The following is an 18,545-nucleotide window of genomic DNA, read 5'->3' on the forward strand; positions in this document are numbered from 1 at the left end:
AGAGACTTGGTATTCATTTTTCGTCCGAGGACGTTAAGAATCCATGTCACTTTGAGTGCCCACACAGATTGTCTGATAAATTGTTAAAGAGCAGTTGCAACGCGGCGTTAAGCTCACCGTTGCGAGGTCCCGTATATTACGTTTTCCTCATTCAGAGTCAAGTGATTATTTTCGCTTTTCTCTGCTGGCGTTCATCTCTGAACCCCGCTAACCCGGCGGCCTGTAAGCCGTTGTTCCGTGTCAGTGGAGGCGCATTATAGGGAGTTCTCAGACGTTGACAACCCCTCTTTTAAAAAAAACTTTCAACCGTCTCTTTTTTGCTCAAAACCGTGCTACAGCGCCAGTTTTTCGAGCGTTTCAAAGCCATAACGGCGTAAAACGGGTAAAAGTTGCTCAGTCTCTTTCGTGATAGCCATACAAAACGCGATATTCGCATCGGTAGATTTCGCATCCGGCGCTTCATGCTCCAGCAACCAGGCCGTACGACGGGCAATAGCCGCACCGGAATCCACCAGGCGCGTCCCCTCCGGCAGCACCTCCAATAGCTCTTCCTGTAATAGCGGGAAGTGGGTACAGCCCAGCACAACGGTATCCGGAGGTTCGGGCATTCGCAGCCACGGACGTAGAATACGACGCAGCTCCTCGAGTGATACCGCCTTGCCATGCAGCTTCGCTTCAGCCATCTCCACCAGCTCAGCCGAACCCAGCATCGCTATCTGGCATTCGTTTGCAAAACGGTCGATCAGCTCGCGGGTATAAGGACGCTTTACCGTACCTCGCGTGGCCAGCAAGCCCACAATGCCGTTCGCCGTCAGACGCGCGGCAGGCTTTATTGCAGGAACGACGCCCACAACCGGGAACTGGAATTTTTCACGCAGGGCGGGAAGAGAAACGGTGCTCGCCGTATTACAGGCGATGACGGCCAGCGCAAGGGGATAGCGCTTTTGTACCGCAGTGACGATTTCCACCACACGCTCAACAATAAAATCTTCGCTCTTTTCCCCGTACGGGAAAGCGACGTTATCGAAGGCGTAGATGTAATGGAGATCCGGCAGAAGATGCCGAATCTCATCATAGACCGAAAGCCCACCGACGCCGGAATCAAACACCAGCACGGTGGGACGCGGATTAGAAGGTGTAGCTGCCAGACAAGGTGTATTCCCGTCCTGCAGTTTGGTAGCCATAAACTGTCTCGTAATCTTTATCGAACAGATTGGCTATTTTACCACGAACTGTGAGATGTGAGGTGACAGGATACGAAACTGCGACATCCCACAGACTGACACCGCCCATTTTCACGCGTTCTGACGAATAGGTGTCTGGATCAATCGCGACATCATAGCGGGTGCCCAGATAACGGTAGGCAAGGTTCCAGTCGAGATCCCATACCTGCCAGTCAAGCTGGTACTTAACCTGCTGCTTAGAACGACGGGCCAGTACTTCGTTGGTTTTGGCATTACGCGGGTCGACATAATCATAGGAAATCTGATGTCCGACCGGGCCAGTATCGAACTGTGCCGTCGCTTCCACACCTTTAATACGTGCTTCGTCAACGTTGTAGTAACGATACGTATGCGGATCGCTGCTAATAAGATTATCAATGTCATTGCGATAACCGGTGATACGCCAGTTGACCGGTCCCGTCAGGCCTTCAAAGCCCCCTTCCCACTGCTTACTCTCCTCCGGTTTAAGGTCCGGATTACCGTAAGAGGCACTGTGGATTTGGCTCATGGTCGGTGCTTTAAAAGCGGTACCGTAGGAGGCAATGACGCGATAGCCCTCCACAAACTCCCACGCTGCGCTGGTTTGCCATGTTCCATGGTTACCAAAGTTGGAGTTGTCGTCATTACGCGCCGCCGCTTCAAGCGTCACGCTGCTGAACTGCTGCATCGCCGAAACAAACACGCCGGTATTGCGTTGCTCGTAACCTTTCTCCAGATAGCCCGTTCCAGCCTGGGTCTTCTGCTTTTGCCAGTCCAGACCTGCGCCAATGTTGCCGTGACCGACTTCTACGGTGTTGAGCCATTGGGTGGTGTACTGCTTCACGTCATCCATGGTGGCGGAATCAGCGTAACGCCCTTTCTTCGGATCATAGTTCTGATCTTTACTGCGACCGTAACCCGCCACCAGCTGTGACTGGAAAATCCCCTGGTTGTAACGCAGACCGGTATCCCAGTTCTGGCTGTAGAGCTGGCGAGTATCAGGTCGTCCATCCACCATAAAGTTGGCGTCGTAGTGATCGTAACCGTCATACGCGGTGCGGTTGTCATAACCAAAGCCACGGAAGAAGCCGCTCACGCTGTCGGTAATCTGCTGTTCCACGGAGCCGTACAGCGATTTACTCATAAAGCCATCGCGGTCAGGCTGGCGCGGCGCATCTTTTGCAGCGATGTCAAAACCCCGGGTATAGGTGTAGTTACCGGCCATGGTGATTTTGGTTTTATCCAGCACCTGCTGGAAGGCGCCATCATAGGTCTGATATCCCTTAGAGCCAACGCCCGCTGAGATTTCTGCACCCGGCTTATCACGTCCGGTAATGATGTTAATCACGCCACCAATCGCGTCGGAGCCATACAGGGCTGAACGCGGACCACGGATGTACTCAATACGCTGAATCAGCGAGGTCGGGATTTGGCTCAGATCGGGAACGTTGCTGATCCCGGCGTTATTCAAAGGAATACCGTCAACCAGCACCAGCACATGGCGAGATTCCGTTCCGCGAATAAAAGTCGAAGAGTTCGAACCCATTCCACCGCTTTGCGCGATATCCACACCAGGCAGACGTGACATGATTTCCACCACGCTCTTTGCCTGCCAGCGCTCAATGTCTTCACGCGTCACGACGGACGTCGGTGCCAGAACAGTTTTTGCCGGTTGTTCAAAACGATTTGCCGTCACCACCAACGAGTCGGCGCTGTCCTGCGCCCAGCCCGAAAATGCCGTGACGGACAACGCCGTCAACAGCGATACTTTTTTAATCATTGTTAAAGCATCCACAATATAAGAAGGATGCCGCAGGCCTCATCGATAGCACGCGATGATGAAACCAAATGCGACGTGATCCCGGCAGGTCTTCGGGCTAGGTGGCTATATAAGGATGAAGACTTCCCATTTACACAGTGTCTACAACGCTCATCCCGCCAGTCTTTACCGCTGCGCGTCAGCTCCAGATTTACACTGGATTCCCTTTTCACTCTCAGGAGACCGGAAACAGAATGCTACAATTAGACACGTATGGATGTCCAGACAGCTATTGGCCATTAAATCTGGACATCCCCTGAACAATGCCTACAATCGCCGCGTAATTCTTTATCACTCAGGACGCATCATGACCCCAGAACACCTCCCGACAGAACAGTACGACGCGCAGCTGGCAGAGAAAGTTGTCCGCCTGCAAAGTATGATGACGCCTTTCAACGCGCCCGTTCCCGAGGTGTTCCGCTCTCCTGTCAGCCACTACCGCATGCGCGCCGAGTTCCGCATCTGGCACGACGGTGACGACCTGTACCACATCATTTTCGATCAGCAGACAAAATCCCGTATCCGCGTGGACAGCTTTCCGGCGGCGAGCGAGCTCATTAACCAGTTAATGACGCTGATAATGGACGGTGTGCGTAACAATCCGGTACTGCGTAACAAGCTTTTCCAGATTGACTACCTGACCACGCAAAGCAATCAGGCGATTGTCTCTCTGCTGTATCACAAAGCGCTTAACGACGAGTGGCGCGAGCAGGCGGAAGCGCTACGCGATGCGCTGCGTGCGCAGAACATCAACGTTCACCTGATTGGCCGCGCGACCAAAACCAAAATCATGCTGGATCAGGACTACATCGACGAGCGCCTGCCGGTAGCGGGTAGAGAGATGGTTTACCGTCAGGTCGAGAACAGCTTCACCCAGCCGAACGCCGCGATGAACGTGCAGATGCTGGAGTGGGCGCTGAAGGCGACGGAAGGGTCAACGGGCGATCTGCTTGAGCTCTACTGCGGTAACGGCAACTTCTCGCTGGCGCTGGCGCGTAACTTCGATCGCGTGCTGGCAACGGAAATCGCCAAGCCGTCGGTGGCCGCCGCGCAGTACAACATTGCCGCTAACCATATCGACAACGTGCAGATCATTCGCATGGCCGCTGAAGAGTTTACCCAGGCCATGAACGGCGTTCGCCAGTTTAACCGCCTGGAAGGGATCGATCTGAAGAGCTACCAGTGTGAGACGATTTTTGTCGACCCGCCGCGCAGTGGCCTGGACAGCGAAACAGAGAAGATGGTGCAGGCGTACCCGCGTATTTTGTACATCTCCTGTAACCCGGAGACGCTGTGCAAGAATCTCGAAACATTAGGCCAGACGCACAATATTGAACGTCTGGCGCTGTTCGATCAGTTCCCGTATACGCACCATATGGAGTGCGGTGTACTGCTCACGGCGAAGTAATGTGGCCTTGTAGGGCAGGTAAGCGAAGCGCCACCTGCCAAAAAAGCCGGATGACGCTTCGCTTATCCGGCCTACAATGACAAAACCCTTTACTCTGGTAACTGGCTCTTACGGCTACGCATGCGCGAGCCAATCCAGAACACCAGCGCCACAGACAGTACCGCAGGGAAGAAGTTAGAGCCGATATCCGGATATTCCGCGCGAACCACGGTGCTGTACAGCAATACGCCCAGAATAAAGCAGGCGGCGGCCAGCCCCGGTAACCCCACCGGCATGGTGCGGTTCAGGTAACGTTGATGCAGGCAGTACACCGTCAGCACCAGCGCAATAAGCGGGAAAATCGAAAACGGCACGATTGAGCTAAAAATAGCGGCAAACGTACCATTAATGGATAAGCCAGCGATCAATGCCAGCAACAGCGTCCCTTTATCCTGACCTGACTGTTTCATTACTCACCTTCACTCTTCGGTTTGATGTGCCAGTTTCTCTTGTTCACGGCGATACCAGTAGTACGCGCCTTTGGAGATCATCCTGAGCTGTAATACCAGTCGCTCTTCGAGCTGCTTGCGTTGTTCAATGCTGACGTCCAGCGCTTCGGCACCCGCGCTGAATACAATCGTCACCATCGCCTCGGCCTGTGCTTCAGTAAACGCACGCGGCATATGGTTTTCGAGTTCAAGATAGTCGGCAAGTTCCGCGATGAAGTGCTGAATTTCGCGCGCGACGGCGGCACGAAACGCTGCCGATGTGCCCGAACGCTCGCGCAGAAGCAGACGAAACGCGTTGGGATTGTTGCCGATAAATTCCATAAAGGTCGATACGGAGGTGCGGATCACGCTGCCCCCTTTGGCGATACGCTGACGCGCCTGGCGCATCAGCTGACGCAGCATCAGGCCGCTCTCGTCGACCATGGTCAGGCCCAGTTCATCCACATCACGGAAGTGACGATAGAAGGACGTTGGCGCAATCCCGGCCTCGCGTGCGACTTCGCGCAGGCTCAAACTGGCAAAACTCCGCTCGGCACTCAGTTGACTGAATGCGGCTTCCACCAGCGAACGCCGGGTTTTCTCTTTTTGTTGTGCTCTTACGCCCATCACGATAGTTGAATCCTTCCAAAGGCCTGATGGCACTATACCAGAGAATAAAATTAATCTGTTTGCCTGGCTTTGTGAATGATTGTTTACGTGCGGTTTGTGCTCCACTGCCGGAAAAAAGCACAACGATAATTGGGTTACTCTGGCAATGATGTTATGATTCTGTTGCTTTTATGTATAAGAACAGGTAAGCCTTGCCATGCCACATTCCTACGATTACGACGCAATAGTTATTGGTTCCGGCCCCGGCGGCGAAGGCGCTGCTATGGGTCTGGTGAAACAGGGAGCCAGAGTAGCGGTCATCGAGCGCTACCATAATGTCGGCGGCGGTTGCACCCACTGGGGCACCATCCCTTCGAAAGCCCTCCGCCACGCCGTTAGCCGCATTATCGAATTTAACCAGAACCCTCTTTACAGCGACCATTCCCGACTTCTTCGTTCATCTTTTGCCGACATCCTGAATCACGCGGATACCGTCATTAACCAGCAGACGCGTATGCGTCAGGGGTTTTATGAGCGTAACCACTGCGAAATTTTGCAGGGCAACGCGCATTTTGTGGATGAACACACCCTGGCGCTCGAATGCCACGACGGGTCGGTTGAAACTATTACCGCTGAAAAATTTGTAATTGCCTGCGGTTCACGCCCATACCATCCGGCCGACGTGGACTTCTCGCACCCGCGCGTCTACGACAGCGACTCGATTCTGAGCCTGCACCATGAACCCCGCCACGTCATTATCTATGGCGCAGGGGTCATCGGCTGCGAATATGCGTCGATCTTCCGAGGAATGGACGTCAAAGTTGACCTGATCAACACCCGCGACCGCCTGCTGGCGTTCCTCGATCAGGAGATGTCAGATTCGCTCTCCTACCACTTCTGGAACAGCGGCGTGGTCATTCGCCACAACGAAGAGTACGAGAAGATCGAAGGCTGCGACGACGGGGTGATCATGCACCTGAAGTCCGGCAAGAAGCTGAAAGCAGACTGCCTGCTGTACGCCAACGGCCGTACCGGCAACACCGATTCCCTGCAGCTGGAAATTATCGGACTCGAGACCGACAGCCGCGGTCAGCTGAAGGTCAACAGCATGTATCAGACCGCCCTGCCGCACGTTTATGCGGTCGGCGACGTGATTGGCTACCCAAGCCTGGCCTCAGCCGCTTACGACCAGGGACGCATTGCGGCTCAGGCGCTGGTGAAAGGCGAAGCGACGGCGCATCTGATTGAAGATATCCCGACGGGCATCTACACCATCCCGGAAATCAGTTCCGTAGGGAAAACCGAGCAGCAGCTGACGTCTATGAAGGTGCCTTACGAGGTGGGTCGTGCGCAGTTTAAACATCTGGCGCGGGCGCAAATCGTGGGGATGAGCGTGGGTACGCTGAAAATTCTGTTCCATCGCGAGACGAAAGAGATCCTCGGGATTCACTGCTTTGGTGAACGCGCCGCGGAAATCATTCATATCGGCCAGGCGATAATGGAGCAGAAAGGTGGTGGTAACACCATTGAGTACTTCGTTAACACCACCTTTAATTACCCGACCATGGCGGAAGCCTACCGGGTAGCGGCCCTAAACGGCCTGAACCGCCTGTTTTAACGCGCTGTCGAAATGGCCATCCATCGAACCACGGATGGCCTCTGCCAGCTGCTCATAGCGGCTGCGCAGCGGTGAACCCGGACGATATACCAGGCCGATAGTGCGACGCGGCTCCGGCTTGATGCACGGCAAATAGACCACGCCATCACGCTTACGCTCGCGCGGCACGGCCAGCGCAGGCAGCAGCGTTATACCGCTTCCCGCCGCGACCATGTTACGCAGCGTTTCCAGGCTTGTTGCGCGGAAATGGGTATCCTCATCCGCACCCGCTTCGAAGCAGAAGCCCATCGCCTGGTCGCGCAGGCAGTGGCCATCTTCCAGCATCAGCAGCTTTTCACCCGCCAGATCGGCCATCGGCACGCGATCGCGGTTCGCCCACGGGTGATCTTCATAGATCGCCAGCATCATCGGCTCATCGAACAGCGGCACTTCAATAAAGGCTTCACTCTCTTTTACCAGTGCCAGAATGGCGCAGTCGAGCTTGCCGCTATCTAACTGCGCCAGCAGCTGATGGGTTTGCGCTTCGTGCAGGTACATTTCGAGTTTCGGGAACGTCTGGTGCAGCATCGGAATGATGTGCGGCAACAGGTACGGGCCAACGGTTGGGATCAGGCCAATATGCAGCGGGCCGGACATCGCCTCCCCCTGCTGGCTTGCCATTTCCTTGAGCACTTTGACCTCGCGCAGCACGGTGCGCGCCTGATCCACCAGCAGAAGACCTGCCTGTGTGAACAGAACCTTACGACTGGTGCGCTCCAGCAGCATCACGCCCAGCTCGTCTTCCAGCTTGCGGATCTGGCCACTCAGCGTGGGCTGGCTGACGTGACAGGAATCTGCCGCGCGGCGAAAGTGACGATGCTCGGCTAACGCTACCAGGTATTCAAGATCACGAATATTCATTATTCATCCTCCGTCGCCACGATAGTTCATGGCGATAGATAGCATAGCAACGAACGATTATCCCTATCAAGCATTCTGTTGAATAATACACCACATAGACGAGGCGGCACGTGTTTGACCCTTGACGTCCCCGCACCGTCAGCGAGTTTCTCTCAAAACTCGAACAACTAAAGCCAACGTGAACTTTTGCGGACCCCGTGGTCCGCTTTTTTTTTGCGTAAAAAAAAAGCCCAGCGCTAAGCCAGGCTCCGTTTTTCTCCCTCTCCCTGTGGGAGAGGGCCGGGGTGAGGGCACCAGCCCGCACGGTTCAAACCAGCCGGTTTTTCGCATCCGCAATCGCCTGCGCCACCTGCTTCGGCGACACGCCGCCTTTCGCGGCACGCTTGTCCAGACAGGACTGCAGCGCCAGAATCGGATACACATCATCCCCGATAACCGCGCTGAACTTCTGCAGATCGGCCAGCGCCAGATCCTCCAGCGGTTTACCCTGACGAATGGCTTCCACAACCGCTTCACCGACAATATGGTGCGCTTCACGGAACGGTACGCCCTTCGCCACCAGATAATCCGCCAGTTCGGTAGAGTTCGCATAGCCCTGCTGCGCCGCTTCCTGGCAGCGCGGACGTTTCACCTGAATGCCGTCCAGCACCAGCGCGCCCATGTGCAGGCAGTCCAGCCAGGTGTCGAGCGCGTCGAACAGCCCTTCTTTGTCTTCCTGCATGTCTTTGTTGTACGCCAGCGGCAGCCCTTTCAGAGTCATCATCATGCCGGTCAGCGCACCCTGCACGCGGCCACATTTGCCGCGGATCAGCTCGAGCGCGTCCGGGTTTTTCTTCTGCGGCATCAGGGATGAACCTGAGGTCACGCGGTCGGACAGCTCGACGAACCCGGCTTCACCGGAGTTGAAGAAGATAAGGTCTTCGGCAAAGCGCGAGAGGTGAACCATCCCGATAGACGCATTGGAGAGCAGCTCCAGCACGTGGTCGCGGTCAGAGACGCTGTCCAGGCTGTTACGGGTGGCGGAGGCAAAGCCCAGCCAGCCTGCCAGCTGTTCACGGTCGATTTCGTAAGCGGTACCCGCCAGCGCGCCGCTGCCCAGCGGGCTGACGTCCAGACGTTTCAGGGTATCCTGCAGACGGCTTTCATCACGCGCCAGCATCTCAACGTAGGCCAGACACCAGTGCGCAAAGGTCACCGGCTGCGCGCGCTGCAGGTGGGTATAACCCGGCATCACCGCGTCCTGGTTGTTCTGCGCGGTTTCCACCAGCGCGCTCTGCAGCTGACGGTTGGCCGCCAGCAGTTCGCCGACGGTATCTTTACACCACAGCTTCAGGTCGGTGGCGACCTGGTCGTTACGGCTGCGCCCGGTGTGCAGCTTTTTACCCAGCTGGCCGACTTTGTCGATCAGTTTGCCTTCCACCCAGCTGTGAATATCTTCGGCATCGCTCTGCAGGATTTGCTGCGGATCCAGACGCACCTCTTCCAGCAGATTGTTCAGCGCTTCTTCCAGCTGTAATTGTTCGTCTGCGGTCAGTACGCCTACCGTTACCAGCGCTTTGGACCAGGCCACAGAGCCGACAATATCCTGTTCGGCCAGGCGGTAGTCGAAGCGTAAAGAGTCGTTGAACTGTTTGAACCGCTGATCCGCTGCCTGTGTAAAACGCCCACCCCAAAGTGCCATAACATGCTTCCTTAATATCTTTGAATTTCATTGCCCGGTGGCGCTGCGCTTACCGGGCCTACAAAACATTAAATCGATTACGCTAAAATACGCGTGCCAATCGGCGTGCCGTTAAACAGCGCCGGAAGCTGCTCCGCGTGACGCCATGAGGCGATATCCACCGGGCGGCCGAGCGTGCGTGCCGCATCCAGCGCGGCGTTCACTTTGACGATCATGCCGTCGGTAATAATGCCCTGAGCAATCAGCTGCTCGGCTTTCTCAGCCGTCATTTCCGCGATGCGCTGACCTTTACCGTCCAGAATGCCGCTCACGTCGGAGAGCAGGATCAGGTCCGCACCCAGCGTTGCCGCCAGCGCGGTCGCCGCCTGGTCAGCGTTAACGTTCATCAGCTCGCCCTCTTCGGTCACGCCGATGGAGCTCACCACCGGCAGGAAACCGCCTTCCAGCAGCGTGTTAATCAGCTTAGGCGAACCTGGCTGCGCCAGTCCAACGTGGCCGAGTTCTTCGTCGAGCTGGGTCACTTTTACGCTGTCGCCATCGCCCAGATAGAGGCCCACGGACGCAATATGGTGTTTCTTCGCCCACGCCAGCAGCGTTTTGTTCGCCGTACCCGCCAGCGCGCCGGTAATGATGTCAATCTGATCCGCAGGCGTCACGCGCAGGCCGTTCTTCTTTTTCACCGGCAGGTTGAGCCCTTTCATCAACTCATCCACCACACAGCCACCGCCGTGCACAATCACCAGCGGACGTTGATGTGATTCGCGATAGTTCACCAGCGCGGTAAACAGACGCTCCAGCGCTTCTTCGCTGTCCAGCAGTACACCACCGAGTTTGATAATTAATGGGTTCATCATCACACCTTAAATAAGAGCCTGCGTTTCCGGGAAACCGAAACGAATATTTGCACACTGCATTGCCTGTGCGGCAGCGCCTTTCAGTAAGTTATCTTCTGCGGCCACCACGATGAGATGCTCACCCTGAACGGCAAAGCCGATATCGCAGAACGGCAGACCGACCACGTTTTTCAGCGCCGGCACGCCTTTGTCGTACAGGCGCACCAGCGGTTTATCCGCATACGCCTGCGTGAAGACCTCGCTCACCTGCTCTTTGGTCACGCCCGGTTTCAGGCGACAGGTGATGGTTTCGAGGATCCCACGCGGGAAGCTGCCCAGGTGCGGGGTGAAAATGACGTCCGCGCCCAGATGCGTCGTGATTTCAGGGTGATGACGGTGATTAAACACGCCATACGGCTGAAGGCTCACTTCGCAGAAGCTATTGGAGATTGCCGCCTTACGCCCTGCACCGCTCACGCCGCTGGTGGCGTTGATCACCGGCCACTGGTTCAGATCCAGCAGGCCCGCGTCGATCAGCGGCTTCAGGGAAAGCTGCGCCGCCGTCGGGTAGCAGCCCGGAACGGCAATCAGGTCCGCTTCTTTCAGTTTATCTGCGCTCCACTCCGCCAGGCCGTACACCGCTTTTTCAAGCAGATCAGGGTGCTGATGGGTGAAACCGTAATATTTTTCGTAGAACGCGCCGTCGTTAACGCGGAACGCGCCGGAGAGGTCGAAGACCACGCAGCCGGCCGCCAGAAACTGCGGCGCCAGGTCGTGGCTGACCTCATGCGCGGTGGCTAAAAACACCACGTCGACGCCGTCGGTAAACTCGCTGATGTCAGACATGGGCTGTAGCGGCAGATCGACCAGGCCCTTAAGCTGCGGATGCAAATCGGAAATTAACTTTCCTGCATCATTGCTTTGCGCTGACACGGTCAAAGCGGTTATGGTCATATGTGGATGGCGATTCACGTAGCTTACAAGCTCTGCGCCCGCATAACCGCTAGCGCCTACAATCAGCGTATTCAACATCGGGTTCCTTTATGCTCAACGTTAATGTATTTTTATTCACATTTATTGCATGAATATTGATACTATCACGACCTAAGGTGTGTCAACAATGAAAATGAACTTACCGCCATTTATCGAGATCTACCGCGCCCTGATTGCCACACCGTCTATCAGCGCAACGGAAGAAGCGCTGGATCAGAGCAATGAGTCTTTAATCAATCTGCTGGCGGGTTGGTTTAGCGATCTTGGGTTTAACGTTGAGGTTCAGCCCGTCCCCGGCACTCGCCACAAATTTAACCTGCTCGCCAGCACCGGAACCGGTGCGGGCGGCCTGCTGCTGGCCGGTCATACCGACACCGTGCCGTTTGATGATGGCCGCTGGACGCGCGATCCGTTCACCCTGACCGAGCACGACAACAAGCTCTACGGTCTGGGCACCGCCGACATGAAAGGCTTCTTCGCCTTTATCCTCGACGCGCTGCGTGATGTGGACGTGACGAAGCTGAAAAAACCGCTCTACATTCTGGCGACCGCCGATGAAGAAACCAGCATGGCGGGGGCGCGCTACTTCTCTGAAAACACCTCGATTCGCCCGGATTGCGCCATTATCGGTGAGCCAACGTCGCTGCAGCCGATCCGCGCGCACAAAGGCCATATTTCTACCGCCGTGCGCGTGCTGGGCCAGTCCGGCCACTCCAGCGATCCGGCGCGCGGCGTGAACGCCATCGAGCTGATGCATGACGCCATCGGCCGCATCATGACCCTGCGCGACGATCTGAAAGAACGCTATCACTACGAGGCGTTCACCGTGCCGTATCCGACGCTGAACCTCGGCAGCCTGCACGGGGGTGATGCCTCCAACCGTATCTGCGCCTGCTGCGAACTGCACATGGATATCCGCCCGCTGCCGGGCATGACCCTGAGCGATCTTGACGGCCTGTTGAATGAGGCGCTGGCCCCGGTGAGCGAGCGCTGGCCGGGCCGTCTGACGGTCTCCGAGCTGCACCCACCGATCCCGGGTTACGAATGCCCGCCGGACCATCAGCTGGTTGAAGTTGTGGAAAAACTGCTCGGTGAGAAAACCGACGTGGTGAACTACTGCACCGAAGCGCCGTTTATTCAGACGCTGTGCCCTACCCTGGTCCTTGGCCCTGGCTCCATCAACCAGGCCCACCAGCCGGATGAATATCTGGAAACCCGCTTTATCAAACCCACCCGCGAACTGATTACCCAGGTTGTGCATCACTTCTGCTGGCATTAAAACCATACCGAAGAGTCCCCTCTCCCTGTGGGAGAGGGTTAGGGTGAGGGCAACAAATCGCATGATCTCCGTCACATTCCCATAAGCATCTCTTATCTGACGCAATGCGAATTAAATTTCGTAAATTGCCCGCATTTATTCGTTTGCTGAACCGTTTTCGCAGCAATTGACGACGGGGGTTTTACGTGGCTTTATAAAGGGAGATGACAAAATAATGTCCAGAAGATTTTCGCCTGGGCATAAACAAAAATGATGGGGTGACTGGGTTTTTATGAACGAACAATATTCCGCGTTGCGTAGTAATGTCAGTATGCTCGGCAAAGTGCTTGGAGATACCATCAAAGATGCGTTGGGGGAGAACATCCTCGACCGCGTTGAAACCATCCGCAAGCTGTCTAAATCTTCCCGCGCCGGTAACGAGGCCAGTCGTCAGGAGCTGCTCACCACCTTGCAGAACCTCTCTAACGATGAGCTGCTGCCCGTTGCACGCGCATTCAGCCAGTTCCTGAACCTGGCCAACACCGCTGAGCAATACCACAGCATTTCGCCAAACGGCGAAGCGGCCAGCAACCCGGAAGTCATTGCCCGCACCCTTCGTAAACTGAAAGACCAGCCAGACCTCAACGAAGCCACCATCAAAAAAGCGGTGGAGTCGCTTTCGCTGGAGTTGGTGCTGACCGCACACCCAACCGAAATTACCCGTCGCACTCTGATCCACAAAATGGTGGAAGTGAACAACTGCCTCAAGCAGCTGGATAACAAAGACATTGCCGACTACGAACGCAACCAGCTGATGCGCCGTCTGCGCCAGCTGATTGCCCAGTCCTGGCACACCGATGAAATTCGTAAGCATCGCCCAAGCCCGGTCGACGAAGCCAAATGGGGTTTTGCGGTGGTGGAAAACAGCCTGTGGGAAGGGGTACCGAACTACCTGCGCGAGCTGAACGAACAGCTGGAAGAGAACCTCGGCTACCGCCTGCCGGTTGATTTTGTTCCGGTGCGCTTCACCTCCTGGATGGGCGGTGACCGCGACGGCAACCCGAACGTGACCGCGGAAATCACCCGCCACGTCCTGCTGCTGAGCCGCTGGAAAGCGACCGATCTGTTCCTGAAAGATATTCAGGTATTGATCTCCGAGCTGTCGATGGTTGAAGCGACGCCAGAACTGCGCGCGCTCGCCGGCGAAGAAGGCGCCAGCGAGCCGTACCGTTTCCTGATGAAAAAGCTGCGTGGTCAGCTGATGGCCACTCAGGCCTGGCTGGAAGCACGCCTGAAAGGCCAGCGCCTGCCAAAACCAGAAGGCCTGCTCAGCCAGAACGAACAGCTCTGGGAGCCGCTTTACGCCTGTTATAAATCACTGCAGGCCTGCGGGATGGGTATCATCGCTAACGGCGAACTGCTCGACACCCTGCGTCGCGTGAAGTGTTTCGGCGTGCCGCTGGTGCGTATCGACGTACGTCAGGAAAGTACCCGTCATACCGAAGCGCTGGGCGAGCTGACCCGCTATCTCGGCATCGGCGATTATGAAAGCTGGTCCGAAGCTGACAAGCAGGCGTTCCTGATCCGCGAGCTGAACTCGAAGCGCCCTCTGCTGCCGCGCAACTGGGAGCCAAGCAACGAAACCCGCGAAGTGCTCAACACCTGTAAAGCGATCGTTGATGCGCCGAAAGGATCGGTGGCCGCCTATGTGATCTCCATGGCGAAGACCCCGTCCGACGTGCTTGGCGTTCACCTTCTGCTGAAAGAAGCGGGAATCGACTACGCCCTGCCGGTCGCCCCGCTGTTTGAGACCCTCGACGACCTGAACAATGCCAACGACGTCATGAGCCAGCTGTTGAATATCGACTGGTACCGCGGCTTTATTCAGGGCAAACAGATGGTGATGATTGGCTATTCCGACTCCGCGAAAGACGCGGGCGTGATGGCAGCATCCTGGGCGCAATATCAGGCGCAGGACGCACTGATCAAAACCTGCGAGAAAGCCGGTATTGAACTGACCCTGTTCCACGGACGCGGTGGTTCAATTGGCCGTGGCGGCGCACCGGCGCACGCAGCGCTGCTGTCGCAGCCGCCGGGAAGCCTGAAAGGCGGCCTGCGCGTCACCGAGCAGGGCGAGATGATCCGCTTCAAATACGGCCTGCCGGAAGTGACCATCAGCAGCCTGTCGCTCTATACCAGCGCGATCCTGGAAGCCAACCTGCTGCCACCGCCGGAGCCGAAAGCCTCCTGGTGCCATATCATGGACGAGCTGTCGGCTATCTCCTGCGATCTGTACCGCGGCTACGTGCGTGAAAACAAAGATTTCGTCCCTTACTTCCGTTCAGCCACCCCTGAGCAGGAGCTGGGTAAACTGCCGCTGGGCTCACGTCCTGCGAAGCGTCGCCCAACCGGTGGCGTAGAGTCTCTGCGCGCGATCCCGTGGATCTTTGCCTGGACGCAGAACCGCCTGATGCTGCCCGCCTGGCTGGGCGCCGGTGCTGCGCTGCAAAAAGTGGTGGAAGACGGCAAACAGAACGAGCTGGAAACCATGTGCCGCGACTGGCCGTTCTTTTCTACCCGTCTGGGGATGCTGGAGATGGTCTTCTCGAAAGCTGACCTGTGGCTGGCGGAATACTACGACCAGCGTCTGGTGAAACCTGAACTGTGGGCGCTGGGTAAAGAGCTGCGCGAACTGCTGGAAGGCGACATCAAAGTGGTGCTGGACATCGCCAACGACTCACATCTGATGGCAGACCTGCCGTGGATTGCAGAGTCTATTCAGCTGCGTAACATTTACACCGACCCGCTGAACGTCCTGCAGGCAGAGCTGCTGCACCGTTCGCGTCTGGCGGAAGAAGAAGGTAAAGAGCCGGATCCGCGCGTTGAACAGGCGCTGATGGTGACGATTGCGGGCGTTGCGGCGGGTATGCGTAACACCGGCTAATGCTTTATGCCCGGCGGCGCTAACGCTTGCACGGGCCTACGTTAAGTAGGCCAGGTAAGCGTTAGCGCCACCCGGCAAATTTCGGTAGTCTCCTTATGCATTCCGATATCACCCAGATTTTGACTGACTTGGTGAACCGCACGTTACCGCTGGGTCAGATTCATTTCTCAGCGCTGGCTGAACAGCATCCCCGCACATATCCCTGCCTCCGTATTACCCTTGGTACCCCCAGCGAGGCGATTTTTTCTTTTTTTGGACAAACCACGCATCCTGCGCCTCACGTCATGAGCATACATTTCGGTAAGCAGCAGCTTACAATCGAGTTACAGCGTGACAATGTGCTCTTACAACAACTCCAGGTTGCCCGACGTGGTCCGCGAACGGGGGCTTTTCTTCTGCAAACGCTCACCGAATTACAGATGCAGCCTGAGGAACAAGACACAGCAAGGCTGGTAGTTTTAAGCCTGCTCAGCCACTGCCGGGATCTGCTTGGCAGTGAAATTCACACTGACAGCCGCAGCCGGGCACTGTTCGAAGCCGTTCGGAGCTATATCGAAGAAAATTATGCCTCTTTGTTAACTCGCGAATCCGTGGCACAGGCGTTCTACATCTCACCAAACTACCTTTCCCATCTATTCCAGAAAGTCGGCAGCGTCGGATTCAATGAATATTTAACAAAAACGCGCCTGGAACATGCGCGTCAGCTGCTGAAAGGCTACGATCTCAAAATTAAAGATATCGCCACACGCTGCGGATTTACGGACAGCAACTACTTTTGCCGTCTCTTTCGCAAGCACACCGAACGTTCCCCTTCCGAATATCGACGCCAGTACCACAGCCAGCTGATCGCCAAAAAGTAGCATTGTGATCGCTCTCTCACTTCTCTAAGGACATTACATTTGTCCAGTATTTGGCAAAATTGACCTGTATTCGCCGCACCTGGGTGCGCCGTATCCTTTATTCAACCTTTTTGACTTAAGGAAAAATAATGGAACTGTACCTGGATACCGCCAACGTGGCGGAAGTTGAACGTCTGGCGCGCATCTTTCCTATTGCGGGCGTCACCACCAACCCGAGCATCATCGCCGCCAGCCGCGAATCCATCTGGGACGTGCTGCCGCGTCTGCAAAAAGCCATCGGACCGGAAGGCACGCTGTTTGCTCAAACCATGAGCCGCGATGCCGAAGGCATGGTGGCGGAAGCCAAACGTTTGAGTAACGCCATACCGGACATCGTGGTGAAAATCCCTGTCACGGCTGAGGGCCTTACCGCGATCAAGGCGTTGAAAAAAGAGGGGATAACCACTCTGGGGACCGCCGTTTATAGCGCTGCACAGGGCTTGCTCGCCGCACTCGCAGGGGCGAAATATGTCGCGCCGTACGTAAACCGCGTTGATGCGCAGGGCGGTGACGGCATTCGCATGGTGCAGGAGCTGCAGTCTCTGCTGGAACTGCACGCGCCGGAAAGCAAGGTGCTGGCCGCCAGCTTCAAAACGCCGCGTCAGGCGCTGGACTGTCTGTTGGCGGGATGCGAGGCAATCACGCTTCCCTTAGACGTAGCGCAACACATGCTCGGCACGCCAGCGGTAGAGTCAGCCATAGAGAAGTTTGAGCAGGACTGGAAAAACGCGTTTGGTAACCTCAACCTCTAAGGGAGAACTGTTATGGACCGTATCATTCAATCGCCGGGGAAATATATCCAGGGCGCTGATGTGCTTACCCGTCTCGGCGACTACCTGAAACCCCTGGCCAATCGCTGGCTGGTGGTCGGCGATAAATTTGTGCTGGGTTTTGCCGAAGAGACCCTGCGTCAGAGTTTTAAAAAAGCCGAACTGCATGCCGAAATCGCGCCGTTTGGTGGTGAATGTTCACAAAATGAAATCGATCGCCTGAAAAAGCTGGCCGACAGCGCCGACTGCCTGGCAGTGCTGGGCATTGGCGGCGGTAAAACGCTGGATACCGCCAAAGCGCTGGCCCATTTCATGGACGTACCCGTCGCTATTGCGCCAACTATCGCCTCCACCGATGCGCCATGCAGCGCCCTTTCCGTCATTTACACCGACAGCGGTGAGTTCGATCGCTACCTGATGCTGCCTCACAACCCGAACATGGTTATCGTCGATACCAAAGTGGTAGCGGGTGCGCCGGCACGTCTGCTGGCCGCCGGGATTGGCGATGCGCTGGCGACGTGGTTTGAAGCACGCGCCTGCTCGCGCAGCGGTGCGACCACCATGGCGGGCGGCAAATGTACGCAGGCAGCACTCGCGCTGGCCGAGCTGTGCTACAACACGCTGGTTGAAGAGGGTGAAAAAGCCATGCTGGCGGCGGAACAGCATGTGGTTACACCGGCGCTGGAACGCATTATCGAAGCCAACACCTATCTCAGCGGCGTAGGCTTTGAAAGCGGCGGGCTGGCGGCAGCACACGCTATTCATAACGGCATGACGGCGGTGCCGGACGCGCATCACTTCTATCACGGCGAAAAAGTGGCGTTTGGTACGCTGACGCAGCTGGTACTGGAAAACGCGCCGGTAGAAGAAATAGAGACCGTCGCCGCGCTTTGTCACAGCGTTGGGCTGCCGATCACGCTGGCACAGCTGAACATCAAAGAGGATATTCCGGCCAAAATGCGTCTGATCGCGGAAGCGTCCTGTGCGGAAGGAGAAACCATCCACAACATGCCCGGCGGCGTAACGCCGGATCAGGTGTATGCGGCACTGCTGGTAGCCGACCAGTATGGGCAGCGGTTCCTGCAGGAGTGAGAGTAAATAGCGTGAATAAAAATCCCCGCATCAGCGGGGATTTTTTTTGCCC

General features: G+C 56.3%; 15 protein-coding genes and 1 riboswitch. Of the genes, 7 read left to right on the forward strand and 8 right to left on the reverse strand.

The features are described from left to right. Positions 1 to 332: 332 nt before the first annotated feature. On the reverse strand, positions 333 to 1,184 hold the full coding sequence (gene murI, locus OTG14_RS22795) for a glutamate racemase (protein WP_048989427.1): 852 nt from the start codon (positions 1,182 to 1,184) through the stop codon (positions 333 to 335). Continuing rightward, positions 1,129 to 2,982: a TonB-dependent vitamin B12 receptor BtuB gene (gene btuB / locus OTG14_RS22800; protein WP_024909851.1), complete on the reverse strand. Its 1,854-nt coding sequence runs from the start codon at positions 2,980 to 2,982 to the stop codon at positions 1,129 to 1,131. The genes murI and btuB overlap by 56 nt, the downstream gene beginning before the upstream one ends. Positions 2,983 to 3,048: 66 nt before the next feature. Continuing rightward, positions 3,049 to 3,224: riboswitch (cobalamin riboswitch) on the reverse strand. Positions 3,225 to 3,328: 104 nt separating this feature from the next. Here btuB and trmA point away from each other — a divergent pair. Next, positions 3,329 to 4,429: a tRNA (uridine(54)-C5)-methyltransferase TrmA gene (trmA, locus tag OTG14_RS22805; protein ID WP_024909850.1), complete on the forward strand. Its 1,101-nt coding sequence runs from the start codon at positions 3,329 to 3,331 to the stop codon at positions 4,427 to 4,429. Between the two features lie 89 nt (positions 4,430 to 4,518). On the opposite strand, the gene OTG14_RS22810 is transcribed toward trmA, so the two are convergent. After that, complete coding sequence (locus OTG14_RS22810; RefSeq protein WP_008501783.1) at positions 4,519 to 4,878, reverse strand: YijD family membrane protein; 360 nt, start codon at positions 4,876 to 4,878, stop codon at positions 4,519 to 4,521. A gap of 9 nt (positions 4,879 to 4,887) precedes the next feature. After that, positions 4,888 to 5,526: an HTH-type transcriptional repressor FabR gene (gene fabR, locus OTG14_RS22815; RefSeq protein WP_008501784.1), complete on the reverse strand. Its 639-nt coding sequence runs from the start codon at positions 5,524 to 5,526 to the stop codon at positions 4,888 to 4,890. A 196-nt stretch (positions 5,527 to 5,722) separates the two neighbouring features. Between fabR and sthA the strand changes: the two genes are divergently transcribed. Further along, entirely contained in the window at positions 5,723 to 7,123 is a 1,401-nt protein-coding gene (sthA, locus tag OTG14_RS22820) for a Si-specific NAD(P)(+) transhydrogenase (RefSeq protein ID WP_267215791.1), read from the forward strand. On the opposite strand, the gene oxyR is transcribed toward sthA, so the two are convergent. The 4 genes from oxyR to argC all read right to left on the reverse strand — a co-directional run bounded on the left by oxyR (position 7,097) and on the right by argC (position 11,569). Beyond that, positions 7,097 to 8,023, reverse strand: a complete 927-nt coding sequence (gene oxyR, locus OTG14_RS22825; RefSeq protein WP_023333839.1) for a DNA-binding transcriptional regulator OxyR — start codon at positions 8,021 to 8,023, stop codon at positions 7,097 to 7,099. The two genes, sthA and oxyR, sit on opposite strands and share 27 nt — an antisense overlap. 307 nt (positions 8,024 to 8,330) lie before the next feature. Beyond that, positions 8,331 to 9,704, reverse strand: a complete 1,374-nt coding sequence (gene argH / locus OTG14_RS22830; RefSeq protein ID WP_048989422.1) for an argininosuccinate lyase — start codon at positions 9,702 to 9,704, stop codon at positions 8,331 to 8,333. Positions 9,705 to 9,781: 77 nt separating this feature from the next. Beyond that, on the reverse strand, positions 9,782 to 10,558 hold the full coding sequence (gene argB, locus OTG14_RS22835; RefSeq protein WP_090420882.1) for an acetylglutamate kinase: 777 nt from the start codon (positions 10,556 to 10,558) through the stop codon (positions 9,782 to 9,784). A 6-nt stretch (positions 10,559 to 10,564) separates the two neighbouring features. Further along, positions 10,565 to 11,569: an N-acetyl-gamma-glutamyl-phosphate reductase gene (gene argC, locus OTG14_RS22840; protein ID WP_024909174.1), complete on the reverse strand. Its 1,005-nt coding sequence runs from the start codon at positions 11,567 to 11,569 to the stop codon at positions 10,565 to 10,567. 88 nt (positions 11,570 to 11,657) lie between these two features. Between argC and argE the strand changes: the two genes are divergently transcribed. The 5 genes from argE to gldA all read left to right on the forward strand — a co-directional run bounded on the left by argE (position 11,658) and on the right by gldA (position 18,493). Further along, the gene (gene argE, locus OTG14_RS22845) at positions 11,658 to 12,809 is read left to right on the forward strand and encodes an acetylornithine deacetylase (RefSeq protein ID WP_008501790.1); all 1,152 of its coding nucleotides are present in this window, start codon (positions 11,658 to 11,660) and stop codon (positions 12,807 to 12,809) included. 271 nt (positions 12,810 to 13,080) lie between these two features. Next, positions 13,081 to 15,732 (forward strand): phosphoenolpyruvate carboxylase, encoded by a 2,652-nt coding sequence (gene ppc / locus OTG14_RS22850; RefSeq protein ID WP_024909175.1) that lies wholly within the window; start codon positions 13,081 to 13,083, stop codon positions 15,730 to 15,732. A gap of 95 nt (positions 15,733 to 15,827) precedes the next feature. Beyond that, positions 15,828 to 16,592, forward strand: coding sequence for a helix-turn-helix transcriptional regulator (locus tag OTG14_RS22855; protein WP_248273392.1), 765 nt, complete (start codon positions 15,828 to 15,830; stop codon positions 16,590 to 16,592). Positions 16,593 to 16,720: 128 nt separating this feature from the next. Beyond that, positions 16,721 to 17,383 (forward strand): fructose-6-phosphate aldolase, encoded by a 663-nt coding sequence (gene fsa / locus OTG14_RS22860; protein ID WP_208763348.1) that lies wholly within the window; start codon positions 16,721 to 16,723, stop codon positions 17,381 to 17,383. A gap of 12 nt (positions 17,384 to 17,395) precedes the next feature. Continuing rightward, entirely contained in the window at positions 17,396 to 18,493 is a 1,098-nt protein-coding gene (gldA, locus tag OTG14_RS22865; protein WP_248273393.1) for a bifunctional L-1,2-propanediol dehydrogenase/glycerol dehydrogenase, read from the forward strand. Positions 18,494 to 18,545: the final 52 nt, after the last annotated feature.

Source organism: Enterobacter pseudoroggenkampii (assembly GCF_026420145.1).
In the GTDB taxonomy this organism is placed as follows: domain Bacteria; phylum Pseudomonadota; class Gammaproteobacteria; order Enterobacterales; family Enterobacteriaceae; genus Enterobacter; species Enterobacter pseudoroggenkampii.